Source organism: Pseudomonas sp. PSB11, assembly GCF_014596605.1.
GTDB lineage: Bacteria > Pseudomonadota > Gammaproteobacteria > Pseudomonadales > Pseudomonadaceae > Aquipseudomonas > Aquipseudomonas umsongensis.
On sequence record NZ_NOIO01000012.1, the window covers coordinates 130372 to 142841 of the forward strand.

11 protein-coding genes are annotated in these 12470 nt (G+C 58.8%); 10 read left to right on the forward strand and 1 reads right to left on the reverse strand.

What is annotated here, in order from left to right; genetic code table 11:
• Positions 1–11 precede the first annotated feature (11 nt).
• The 8 genes from CGA21_RS16070 (at position 12) to CGA21_RS16105 (ending at position 8691) form a co-directional block, all read left to right on the forward strand.
• Positions 12–347 (forward strand): YceK/YidQ family lipoprotein, encoded by a 336-nt coding sequence (locus CGA21_RS16070; protein WP_248678179.1) that lies wholly within the window; start codon positions 12–14, stop codon positions 345–347.
• Positions 348–512: 165 nt separating this feature from the next.
• Complete coding sequence (locus CGA21_RS16075) at positions 513–2270, forward strand: carbamoyltransferase (RefSeq protein ID WP_188264585.1); 1758 nt, start codon at positions 513–515, stop codon at positions 2268–2270.
• Positions 2254–3384 carry a glycosyltransferase gene (locus CGA21_RS16080; RefSeq protein WP_110754066.1) on the forward strand — a complete coding sequence of 377 codons (1131 nt, stop codon included), beginning with the start codon at positions 2254–2256 and terminating at the stop codon, positions 3382–3384. The genes CGA21_RS16075 and CGA21_RS16080 overlap by 17 nt, the downstream gene beginning before the upstream one ends.
• The gene (locus CGA21_RS16085; RefSeq protein ID WP_188264586.1) at positions 3384–4280 is read left to right on the forward strand and encodes an antimicrobial resistance protein Mig-14; all 897 of its coding nucleotides are present in this window, start codon (positions 3384–3386) and stop codon (positions 4278–4280) included. Before CGA21_RS16080 ends, CGA21_RS16085 begins: the two co-directional genes overlap by 1 nt.
• Positions 4281–4288: 8 nt before the next feature.
• Positions 4289–5689, forward strand: a complete 1401-nt coding sequence (locus CGA21_RS16090; RefSeq protein ID WP_188264587.1) for a PIG-L family deacetylase — start codon at positions 4289–4291, stop codon at positions 5687–5689.
• Between the two features lie 85 nt (positions 5690–5774).
• A complete protein-coding gene (locus CGA21_RS16095) occupies positions 5775–6731 on the forward strand; it encodes a glycosyltransferase (protein WP_110754062.1) in 957 nt (318 codons plus the stop codon).
• Positions 6732–6786: 55 nt separating this feature from the next.
• Positions 6787–7548 carry a glycosyltransferase family 2 protein gene (locus CGA21_RS16100; RefSeq protein WP_188264588.1) on the forward strand — a complete coding sequence of 254 codons (762 nt, stop codon included), beginning with the start codon at positions 6787–6789 and terminating at the stop codon, positions 7546–7548.
• A gap of 48 nt (positions 7549–7596) precedes the next feature.
• Positions 7597–8691 (forward strand): glycosyltransferase, encoded by a 1095-nt coding sequence (locus tag CGA21_RS16105; protein ID WP_110754058.1) that lies wholly within the window; start codon positions 7597–7599, stop codon positions 8689–8691.
• On the opposite strand, the gene CGA21_RS16110 is transcribed toward CGA21_RS16105, so the two are convergent.
• Entirely contained in the window at positions 8686–9291 is a 606-nt protein-coding gene (locus CGA21_RS16110; RefSeq protein WP_110754056.1) for a serine/threonine-protein kinase, read from the reverse strand. The genes CGA21_RS16105 and CGA21_RS16110 overlap by 6 nt on opposite strands.
• Positions 9292–9401: 110 nt before the next feature.
• Here CGA21_RS16110 and CGA21_RS16115 point away from each other — a divergent pair, with 110 nt between their 5' ends.
• On the forward strand, positions 9402–10574 hold the full coding sequence (locus tag CGA21_RS16115) for an O-antigen ligase family protein (protein WP_110754054.1): 1173 nt from the start codon (positions 9402–9404) through the stop codon (positions 10572–10574).
• A gap of 15 nt (positions 10575–10589) precedes the next feature.
• Complete coding sequence (gene msbA, locus CGA21_RS16120) at positions 10590–12395, forward strand: lipid A export permease/ATP-binding protein MsbA (RefSeq protein ID WP_110754052.1); 1806 nt, start codon at positions 10590–10592, stop codon at positions 12393–12395.
• The last annotated feature ends 75 nt before the right edge of the window (positions 12396–12470 follow it).

Genomic DNA, 12470 nt, shown 5'->3' on the forward strand with positions numbered 1-12470 from the left:
GAGGGCAGGCTTTGACGATCAAGACGGTAGTTGCATCAGGTGTCATCTCACTGGCTTTGACAGGGTGCGGGACCGTCTCGACGGTCTTTCAGGACGAGGCCGACGCGGCCCATGGCCTTCGACGGCAAAAAACCTATTGTCAGTCCATTCCTCGGGTCTACAGCGGCCTGGCCTACGATTTTTGCATCTTGAATGCGCCGCCCGATCCAACCGGCATCTACGTCCCGGTCATTTTGGTGGACCTGGTGTTAACCGGTGTGCTGGATACTGTTGTCCTGCCGTATACGATTTACCGGCAGGGCATGGATGGCAATATCCGCATTTACTGGCGGCCTGCGGGCGGGTAACCAGCGGCAAGCTCCACACCGCGGTCGCTTGCAGCTTGCCGCTAGAGGCTTGAAGCTGCTTTTAAGCTATAATCCCGCCCTTTAGCTGTCTCTCGCCCGTTGCGAGGGCACATTAATTTTTGAGGCGCATCGCGCCTGCACGCAGACTAAAGAGGCTAGACCCCTGTGGCATTGACGATTCTTGGCCTGTCCGGCGCCCTTAGCCATGATCCTTCCGCAGCCCTGTACATCGACGGCAAGCTGGTCGCGGCGGCGGAAGAAGAGCGCTTCGTACGCGATAAACATGCAAAGAACCGCATGCCCTACGAGTCGGCGAAGTTCTGCCTGGAGCAGGCAGGCATCAAGCCGTCCGACGTTGACGTGGTGGCGATTCCGTTCGCCCCAATCAGCATTTTCGGCAAGGCTCGCTGGCAGTACGCCAAGCGTTACTGGTACGCCCCGGACCGTGCACTCGACGCGATCCTGATGGGCAACCGTCGCTACAAGCGCTATCGCAACAAGATCGTCTGGTGCCTGGAGCAACTGGGTTTTGATCCGAAGAAGATCAAGATCGAGCCGGTTGAACACCACCTGGCCCACGCCTCCAGCGCCTATCACTGCTCCGGTTTCAAAGAGAAAACCGCGATCCTGGGCATCGACGGCAAGGGCGAGTACGCCACGACCTTCTTCGGTTATGGCGAGAATGGCAAGATCCACAAGATCAAGGAATTCTTCGATCCGGACTCCCTCGGCGGCCTGTACGGCGCGATCACCGAGTTCCTCGGTTTCGACATGCTCGACGGCGAGTTCAAGGTCATGGGCATGGCGCCGTACGGCGACGCCAGCAAGTACGATTTCTCGCGTTTGGCTTCGTTCGAAAACGGCGAGCTGGTGATCAACACCGACTACGCCAACGTGATCGGCCTGCGTCGCTATAAAGAGAAGGGCAAGGGTTACTACTTCTCACCGAAGCTGATCGAGTGGCTGGGTCCGAAGCGCGAAGGTGACATCGCCGACGAGCCTTACATTCACTATGCCGCCAGCATTCAAGCGCTGTTTGAAAAAATTGCCTTGCAGATGATCGACCATTACCTGGGCGACGTGCTCAAGGAAACCGGCAAGCTGGCCTACGCCGGTGGCTGTGCGTTGAACGTCAAGCTCAACCAGAAAATCATCGCTCGCGACGACGTCAAGGAGCTGTTCGTACAGCCGGCATCCGGCGACGCCGGTACTGCGGTGGGCGCGGCAGCCTATGTGTCCCATGCCCGCGGCGTACCGGTCGAGAAGATGGAACACGTTTACCTCGGTCCGTCGTACAGCAACGAAGACGTGATCGCGGCCTGTGCTCGTCACGAGAACAAACCAGCGTGGCGCAAGCTCGACAACATGCCCGAGCAGATCGCCAAGATCATGGTCGACGGCAACCCGGTGGCCTGGTTCCAGGGCCGCATGGAGTTCGGTCCGCGCGCGCTGGGCGGTCGTTCGATCATCGGTTGCCCAAGCGTGGCCGGCGTGGCCGATCGCATCAACCACCAGATCAAGTTCCGCGAGCGCTGGAGGCCTTTCTGCCCGTCGATGCTCGACACCGTCGCACCACAGATGATCAAGATCGATCACCCGGCGCCGTTCATGACCTTCACCTTCGAAGTAGCTGAAGAGTGGAAAACCCGTGTGCCGGAAGTCGTTCATGAAGACGGCACGTCCCGGGCCCAGGTGCTCAAGCGCGAATACAACCCACGCTACTACGACATGATGAAGGCGCTGGAAAACCTGACGGGCAACGGCGTGTCGCTGAACACCTCGCTCAACCGTCGTGGCGAACCGATGATCTGCTCGCCGACGGACGCCTTGAACATGTTCTTCGGTTCGGATCTACAGTATCTGATCATGGAAGACATCCTGGTGGTCAAAGAGGGCGCGGACACCTATGACACGCTCGGCTGAACGCCATGTGCTGCAGTTTTGTCACGGCTATGACGGGCCGTTCCTGGACTGCGCCCGGCAGTACGCCAGCCTGTTCGCGGGCACCGGCTATCGCGTGACCACGGTGTTTCTGACCGGGGTCGCCGACGCTGAGGTGGCCGCCGGTTGCGCCTCGGATGAAGTGTTGTTCATGGAGTACAGCTCCAAGGCCATTCGTGGCCTGAAGCTGGGCGCCATTGGCGATCTGCGCAAGATCGCCGCGTCGCGCAATTTCAGTTTCTGCATTGCCCATCGCTTCAAGCCGATCTACATCGCCTTGCTCGGCACCTCGTTGCCGGTGATTGGCGTGCACCATGCGTTTGACGATTACAAGCGCGGCACACGCAAGCTCTTCGCGCATATTTTCCGCAAGCGCCTGAGCCTGCTCGGGGTGTCCGATGCCGTGCGTGATGACATGCGCCAATGCCTGCCGAAGTGGCCGGCGGCAAGGATCCAGACACTCTATAACCGGATCGATGTACCGGCTTTGCAGGCTAGCCAGGTGTCGGCTCGCGAGGCGCGCGAGACCCTCGGCCTGTCTGCGGATGCCTGGATCGTCGGCAACGTCGGACGTCTGCACCCGGACAAGGATCAAGCCACGTTGCTGGAAGGTTTTGCCCAGGCGCTCCCCGGGTTGCCGGCCAACAGCCAACTGGTCATTTTGGGTAGCGGTCGTCTGGAACAGGATCTGAAGGCCCAGGCTCTCGAGTTGGGGATTGGCAACCGGGTACTGTTCCTTGGTCAGGTCCCTGAGGCCCGGCGGTATTTCAGCGCTTTCGATGTGTTTGCCCTCAGTTCCGATCATGAACCATTCGGCATGGTGCTGCTCGAAGCCATGGCGGCGGGCGTGCCATTGCTCGCAACGGCCTGTGGCGGAGCCAAGGAAGTGGTCGAAGGCGTTGGTATCCTGTTTCCCCTGGGCGATGCCGAGCACTTGGCTCAAGGCCTGCAACATCTGGCCGCAATGGACGAGCAGCAACGTCGCCAGTGCGCCGAGTTGATGCTTGAGCGCCTGCGTGAACGCTTCTCCGACCGCGCGGTGCGCGATGCTTTCTGGCACCTGCCGCACGTTACCGAACTGGCACAGAGGGGCTGATGCTCAACCGATTTCAAGGCTGGCGCGAACGCGGCTGGTCGCTATCCGATGCCTCGACTTATGCCGAGGCCTGGCAGCGTTATGGCGGCAGCGTCGCCACTCACCCGCTGGTGGTCGAGCGCCTGGCGCGGCTCGCCGACATCCCAGTGCGATACCTGGCGTGGGAGCAAGGCGGCGAAATCAAGGCGGCGATTCCGACCTGGGGTCGCGACCTTGCCTTGTCCAAGGACGTGCTCAAGCGTCACGGCAAGAAGGGCTTGTTCGACCTGGGCAATGCCGAAATCATCCTGCCGGCTGCCGCCGATGCCCAGGCACCTTTGCGCCATCGTGGTCGCTACTTGTCGGCGCTCAACGAAAACCGTTTCACCGGTATCAGGCTGCAGGCCGAACAACTGGCCATGGCCCGCACGCCCGAAGAGTTGTCGAAGAAATTTCGCTACAACCAGCGTCGCGAACTCAGGTTGCTGGAGGAGGCGGGTGGCGTCGTGCGAGCGGTTTCCGAGTTTTCCAGCCAGCAGCTGGGCGCGATTTATTGCGATTTGTTCCTGCGCCGCTGGGGTTTCCCGGCGACCGGTGCCGAGCGCATGGCCGAGGTCATCGAGTTGTTGCGCGAGTTTCTGATCGGTTCGGTGATCTTCCTCAATGATGCCGCCATCGCCATTCAACTGGTTTATCGCGTTGAGACGCCGCAATGGATCAGCGTTGAATACATCAATGGCGGTGTCGATCCCGAAACCCGCGAGTTCAGTCCCGGTAGCGTACTGAGTTTTCTCAACACCCAAAGCGCCTGGGAGCACGCCAGGGCACTGGACAAGCCCCTGCGCTTTTCCTTTGGCCGTGCCGACCGGGAATACAAGGATCGCTGGTGCAACCCTGTGCCGGTCTACACCGTATGAGTCAAGCCATGACCCGCAAACAGCAATTGCTCAAGCGCCATCGGCGCAATAAACGCATCGGTCTGCTGGTCGCGCTGGTGCTGTTGATCCTGTCCGGCATCCTGGTGGTGTGGTGGTTGCCACTGGTGCTTGCGCTGCTGGGCTGGGTGGCGCACGAAGCCTGGTTTGCCGATCACCTGTTCTATAGTGCCAAAGACGACTATCAGTACACCTTTACGCCCTATACCCCGCAGCCCAAGGTTCACCTGAACGGGGAGCACCTGCGCCTGGATGAGGGTGTCATGCTGGTCGACGACGCGACGCTGGTGCTGGCGCTCAAGGTAAAAAGCACGTGGCTGGGCCGCTTCTTCGATCCAGTGGTCGAGTTGACGGGGGGCGACAGCCCTGACCGGCAGACCTTCGAACGGGGAGTGGACGGCCTGCGTTACCTCAACCTCAGCGGCCAGGCCCAAGTGCTGTCGCGCGGTGAGTTGCGTCTGCGTGGGCGATTCTGCCGGCTACAGGGTGAGCCTGTGTTGTGGGCTTTTGAACATCCGGACTTTCGCCGTCAACGAGTGATGGTCATCGCCCCCCATGCCGATGATGCCGAGCTCGCGGCTTACGGTTTGTACAGTCAGGCGGACGAGGCCTGGATCGTGACGCTCACCGCCGGTGAAATCGAAGCCGAACATTATCAGCGCATGGGCATGAACAAGGTCGAGGCGGCGCGCCTGAAAGGCCGTTTGCGTGCCTGGGACAGTATTGCCGTGCCGCGCTGGGCGGGAGTGCCGCCAGGCCATTGCGTGCAGTTGGGCTATTTCTGTTTGCAACTGGAAGCCATGCAGGCATCGCCCGCCAAGCCGATAGGCTCACGGGAAGCGGATTTGCATGACACCCGGTTATTTCGCCAATTGAACCCGTTTGGCCTGCCGGGCGATGTCGATGGCGCGCCCACCTGGAACAATCTGCTGGCAGATCTGCAAGCCCTGCTGTTGCGTGCCCGGCCTGAGGTAATTGTATTGCCGCACCCGACCCTTGATCCCCATCCCGATCATTTCTGTGCGCAGGCAGCAGTGCTCGAAGCGCTCAAGGGGCTTGATTGGCAACCGACGCTGTTGGGCTATGCCAATCACCTGCATGACAACGATCGCTGGCCGATGGGTGACACCGGCACCGGTATTGCCCTTCCTCCCGTATTCGATCTTGGTCAGCAGATGCATCCCTACTGCCTGCAGCTTTCCCAGGCTCAGCAGCGTGACAAGGCAATGGCATTGGCGATGATGCACGACCTGCAACCGCCGCCGCCATTCAAGCGTCGCTTGCGGCGTAGGTTGCAGCGGTTGCTGGCGGGCCGGGCCGGTTCGCGTTACGGCGAAAATGAATTTTTTCGCAAGGCTGTGCGGCGCCAGGAACTGTTTTGGCGTTTATAAGGTGTCATGGGCCTGAAGGTCGGCCGTCTGAGGGCAGGTCCGGTTTCAGGTGTTGCTCCATTTGCCTGTTGTGGCAAGGAAGACGATGAAAGTTCTATTTCTGGTGCAGAAAGATCAGCGGGCCATCCTGGACCGTCTGTACGACGGGGTGGCGGCTCATTGCGAGTGCGACTTGCGGTGGTTGAGCAGCGAGGAACAGCGCAACCTGCGCAGTTATTTCCGGCGTGAAGTCGATGTGTCCCGGTACGACCGGATCGTGTTTTTCCTGCGGTTCAAGCAGGAGATCCGCCAGGTCGGATTTATCCGCACGATTCCCAACCTGGTCATCCTCGAGCACGATGCCTACCAGAACTACATTCCTTGCAAGTACACCGGTAAGTTCAGTGCGCACTACCGTCGATTGCCATGGGCGCGAGTCATCAGTTCCGGTTTCGTTGTCACCGAGCGCCTGCGTTCGGAGGGCTTCGATGCAGTGTTCGTTCCCAAGGGCTACGACCAGACGCAGCTTGAAGATCAAGGGCGCGAGCGGGATATCGAGCTGGCGTTCGTTGGCAGTACCAACAGCGTTGCCTATAGCGGCCGCAAGGCGCTGCTCGATGAGCTGGCGAGTGTCGAACCCCTGGTTGTCACGCGTACCAAATCCGGCGAGGAATACCGCGATACGCTTAACCGCATTCGCTTTTTCGTCAGTGCGGACGTCGGCATGGGCGAATTCATGATCAAGAACTTCGAAGCCATGGCCTGTGGCTGTGTCTTGCTAGCCTATGACCAGGGTGCCGCGGAATGCCAAGCGCTGGGCTTGCAGGATATGCACAACGTGGTCTTGTATCGGGACATTGCACAGCTTCAGGAAAAGCTCGCCATTCTGCGCAGCGACCCGCAACTGGCGCAGCGTATCGCGCACAACGGTCAGGAGCTGGCGGTCAGCCAGTTCAGCTTTGCACGCATCGGCCAGCGTATCGTCGAGGAGCTTGAGCCCGCACTGCGTGCTCGTGCGCCGCTGAGTCTGTTGGAAAGAATTCGACTCAATTTGGGTGTTTGACAAGTGTAGGCCGGCCATTGATATTGCTGACCACTTTTACCCTATTGAGAAAACCGTGCATTTTTCCCGCGAGAGTGACATCACGCTAGTGGTCACAAGCTGTGGTCGCCTGGATCTGCTGAAGACTACTCTCGAGAGCTTCGATCGATTCAATACGGCCCCTATCCGTGAAGTGTTCATCACTGAGGATGCGGGTGACGAAGGCGTTCACGCAGTCATTCCAGCCAACTGGAAGGAACACTGCACGGTGTTCGTCAATCGACCCAAGCTGGGTCAACTGGCGTCAATCGACCTGGCGTACGAACACGTCAGCACGAACTACATCTTCCATTGCGAGGATGACTGGGAATTCTATCGCCCAGGGTTTGTGGAAGACTCCATGACCATTCTCCAATTGCGCCCGGAAATCCTGCAAGTGTGGCTGCGTAGCTATACTCATGATCTGCGGGTTCACAGCCCCTACATTCATTTGGGGCCGCGTGAGGTCGTCGGTGGAGTGGCTTGCCATCCAATGATTTCCGACAAGCCGCAGTGGCAGGGGTTCTCGCTGAACCCGGGCCTGCGGCGGGTAAAGGAATATCGATTGTGCGCGCCATTTTCCGGGCACAGTGGCGAGAAAGCGCTGTCACAGCGATACGCACAGCTGAATCTGACTGCCCTGACGCTTGAAGCGGACGCAGTCATGCACACCGGGTTTGGCCTGCACGTGCAAACGCCGATCGAGCGACAGCGCAAGGCGCGTCGTAGTCGGCGCGAACAGGTCAAATTCGTTTTGTTTTTGTTGTTGGGAGTCTGCATTGGCTGGACCATCAAGTAGCAACACCGCAGCTTATCCCCATTACCTTTTGTATTGGCTGCTTGCCCTATGAGTATTCTCAATGTGATGTGGGCCGGTGGCGCTCCCTTTGCCTCGATCCACAAGGTGCATCAGCAGATTCTGTCTCATGCCTTGCCCTCGGCCCCGGTGAAAACCTGGTTGCTTCAGGGAGGTGCGCGCGAATGTGGAGTGAACGTTGGTGAGATCCGGGAATGGGGGCTGACTTCTGCCCAATTGAAAGGGCGGCATTTCTGGCGATTGACCAAACCCTGGATGCGCGCCCGGTTTCACCGCGCTCTCAAGGACAGCGACGCGCGTTTGCTATTGCTTGACGGGCTGGGAGTGGCGCGCACGCTGTTGCCGATACTCAAGGGGTTGCCGCATATCCGCGTGGTGGTCATTTTCCATGGGGCGACGCGACTGCATGCAGGTGACCGAGCGCTCTTCCAGCAGCTCCCACCTTCCCAGCTGGCATTGGCTGCCGTGTCGAACACCCTCGCAACTTCCCTGAACCGTGACTTGCAGGTACCGGTCGTGACATTGCGCAGTGCCTTTGAGCCTGCCGCTTTCCATAGCGCTTTACTTCCTCGGGAAGAGGCGTTGAACCGCTTGGGCCTGTCTGTGGCCGGAGGGCCAATATTGGGAGCGGTGGGGCGCCTGGTTTCGGAGAAGGGCTTCATTTGCCTGCTCGATGCCTTTGCAGGGGCATTGCAAAAGCGCGCCGACCTGCGATTGGTCATTGTCGGGGAGGGCAGCGCCCGGGCCACGCTGCAAGCCCGAATCGATGACCTGGGACTGCGTGAGCAAGTCTTGCTGCCGGGCCATCTCGATGACGCGGCGCGTCTTTATCGTGCCTTCGACTGGGTGGCGATCCCTTCGCGGGAAGAAGGCCTGGGGTTGATCATGCAGGAGGCGGTCATGGCGGGCGTTCCGGTACTGTGCAGTGAGTTACCGGTGTTTCGCGAACAGTTGGCCGATAGCGGCTGGTATGCCCCGGTTGATGACGTGAGTGCGTGGCGAGAAGCGATCTTGCGAGCGTTCAGTGTCTCTGCCGAAGCGGTCGCTGCTGAACAATTCCAGGCGTTAGCGCCGGATCAAGCCTGGCTGAGCTTCAGCCAGACCGCCCGTGCGCTACTCTCATGATGGCAATACTGCCTGCTCCAATGCCTGCATCGGAAAGGTGTCGTTCAGGTTCTCGCGCGCAATATAGCGAGCGAAATGCTGCAGGTTTCGCTTGATCAAGTGGCGAGGCAATGGGGCTCGCAGGAACCGCATGTCAGCCACGTCAATCAGTCCCATACGATTGTCGGGCGTGATCACGATGTTGCCCAGATGCAGTGAGCGGAAGTAAATCCCCGATTGATGGAGGCTGCGTATCAGACCGGCCAGTTCGGGCAAGGCTTGCGGCCAGTTGAATCCGTCCTTGCTGGCGACCTGGCGCAGGGTCTGGCCTGGCAATGGCTGGTACAGCACGGCTGTCATGCCCGGCGCCTGCAGTCGGTAATACTGCAGGACCTGCAAGGTCGGCACACCGAGCTTTTGCAGTTCGAGCGCGTTGTCGATAAAGCGTTTCGAGTATGGACGAAACAAGGCAGAGGAAAAAATACGCTTGCGGCGAAATAGTTTGAGGATATTCCCATCTTGCAACAGGTAGACTTTTGGCCCGTAACTGTCGGCCTCGAGTACTTTGGCACCGTCAATCAATTGATCTAGGGCTGCTTGAGGAAGCCGGGAACATTGCATCGTAGAAAGCCTTGTTGGAAGAACGGGGCACAGTGGCGGGCAATGATGCCGAAAAAATTCAGCTTTAACCATGTCGGGTTGGGTAGGCGAACGCTTACAGGAGCAATTTGATGCAAGAAACTCGTTGGGCGCAAGCATGGATGGCAGTAGGTCTTTTGTGGTTTTTGTTGGCCATCGCCATTGCGCCTACCAACAAGCTCTATCAACAAGGCTTGGTGGCGTTTCTCTGGTTGCCTGCAATCATCTTCTGCTGGCCCGCGCGGGCCCGGCTTCGGGAATTATTCCATGACCAGCGCTGGATCTACCTGCCGTTGCTCGGGCTGGTGATCTGGTCACTGCTCAGCCTTTCCTGGTCGAATACCCCTGACCTGGAGCGCGCAGCCAAGCGTGTGCTGTACGTCGTGGTATTCCTGTTGTTTTTCCCGCTATTCGCCAGTGCCCGTCCCGAGCGCGTGATCCGCATCATGCAGTGGGGAGGTATAGGGTTGGCTGTCACTGCATTGGTGGCGATCGTCAAATTTTATGGGATGCAAGGCAACGCCTGGAGTTCACGTGTGGAAGGGTTGGGCGAATTGGCCCATCCGATTCTGGGCGGCTACGTCATCGGGCTGGCTGCGGTGTGGCTGGTGCTCTGGGCGCCACGTACTGGCGTGATGCAGGTGGTTTGTGCCGTTGCGTTGGGTTTCCTGGGGGTATTCGTTCTGCTCAGCCAGAGCCGCGGCGCTGCCTTGGCAATGTTTCTCACGATACTTGCCATGCCAATCTGGTGCCGTGACCGGCGCAGTCGCATCATTGCGGCGGCCGCACTGATTGTCGCCATGCTTGCGTTCTGGCTTTTCGAATCCCTGGTACTGGCGCGCGGCGCTTCTTATCGCCCGCAGATCCTGTTGGCCAGTCTGCAAATGATCGCCGAGCACCCATGGCGGGGCCTGGGCCTTGGCAGTCACTACACGGTGTTTGCCGATGGGCAGTATTTTGACCACGCGCACAACCTGTTCACCCATGTGGCCATCGAATTGGGCCTGCCGGGATTATTGTTGTGGGCTGCGACCTGGATCGCTGTACTGCGCGAAGCGTGGAAGGTTAGGGAAACACTCTATGCCAAGGGAATCATCGGCATATGGCTTTTCTCTACCCTGGCGATGCAGTTTGACGCCGCCAGCCTGAATGGCACGCCAAGGGCTGAATGGTTTATCAGCTGGTTGCCCATTGGCCTGGCCAGTGTTTTGGTATGGGCGCGGGCCAATCCTGACGCTTGTGATAAAATTTCGCGTTCTTCCTAACCAGTGAGCTCTACGATGAGTGACGCACCGCCCAAAGCGGGACAGGACTCCAGCCTGAAAATCTATTTTCGGCTGTTGGGTTATGTAAAACCTTATCTCGGCCTTTTCTTGCTGAGTATCGTGGGCTTCGTGATCTTTGCCTCCACACAGCCGATGCTGGCGGGGATTCTCAAGTATTTCGTCGATGGCCTGAGCAATCCTGAAGCGGTGCTCTTTCCCGATGTCCCCTACCTGAAAGACTTGCAGCTGCTGATGGCCGTGCCATTGCTGATCATCCTGATCGCGGCGTGGCAAGGCCTGGGCTCTTTCCTCGGTAACTATTACCTGGCGAAGGTGTCATTGGGGCTGGTGCATGACCTGCGCGTCGAGTTGTTCAATAAATTGCTGGTGCTGCCGAATCGCTACTTCGATACCCACAATTCCGGGCATCTGATCTCGCGAATCACGTTCAACGTGACCATGGTGACCGGTGCCGCCACCGATGCCATCAAGGTAGTTATCCGCGAAGGCCTTACCGTGGTCTTCCTGTTTGCCTACCTGCTGTGGATGAACTGGAAACTGACCCTCGTGATGCTGGCGATCCTGCCGCTGATTGCACTCATGGTGGGCAATACCAGCAAGAAATTCCGCAAGCAGAGCAAGAAGATCCAGGTGGCGATGGGCGACGTGACCCATGTGGCTTCCGAGACTATCCAGGGTTATCGCGTAGTGCGCAGTTTCGGTGGCGAGAGCTACGAAGAGCGGCGTTTTGCCGAAGCCAGCCAGGGCAACACCGACAAGCAACTGCGCATGACCAAGACCGGTGCGGTCTATACGCCGATGTTGCAGCTGGTGATCTACACCGCCATGGCCGCGCTGATGTTCCTGGTGTTGTTCCTGCGTGGTGATGCAACCGCCGGTGACCTGGTGGCCTACATCACTGCGGCGGGTCTGTTGCCCAAGCCGATCCGGCAGTTGTCGGAAGTCAGTTCGACCATTCAGAAAGGTGTCGCGGGTGCCGAAAGCATTTTCGAGCAACTGGACGTTGAGCCGGAAGTCGACAACGGAACCGTTGAGCGTGATCGCGTCAACGGCTATCTGGAGGTGCGCAACCTGAGCTTCACCTATCCAGGCACCGAGCGTGAGGTGCTGAAGAACATCAGCTTTACCGCCGCGCCTGGACAGATGATCGCCCTGGTGGGTCGCTCTGGCAGCGGCAAATCGACTCTCGCCAGCCTGATACCGCGCTTCTACCATCATGAAGTCGGTGAAATCCTGCTCGACGATGTCGAAATCGAAGACTATCGCTTGCGCAATTTGCGTCGGCACGTAGCGCAAGTCACACAGCATGTGACCCTGTTCAATGACACCATCGCTAACAATATCGCCTATGGCGATTTGGCTGGCGCACCTCGCGAAGACATTGAAAAGGCTGCCGCGGACGCCTATGCAATGGACTTCATCGCGCAGATGCCACAAGGCCTGGATACCCAGGTCGGGGAAAACGGCGTACTGCTGTCCGGCGGTCAGCGCCAGCGCCTGGCGATTGCCCGGGCCTTGTTGAAAAATGCTCCGTTGCTGATTCTCGACGAAGCAACCTCGGCACTTGATACCGAGTCCGAGCGCCATATTCAGGCAGCGCTGGATCAAGTCATGAAGGGGCGTACCACGCTGGTCATCGCTCACCGGTTGTCGACTATCGAAAAGGCCGACCTGATCCTGGTGATGGACCACGGCGAAATCGTCGAGCGTGGCACCCACGCCCAGTTGCTGGCGCAAAATGGCTACTATTCGCGGCTGCACGCGATGGGGCTCGATACGCCGGCCGAAGACATCGCCTGATACCGACATCAGGGTGAGCCAGACTCACCCTGTGTTAATATCGCGCCCCTGTTCATTTTGTATGTGGGTTGCTCC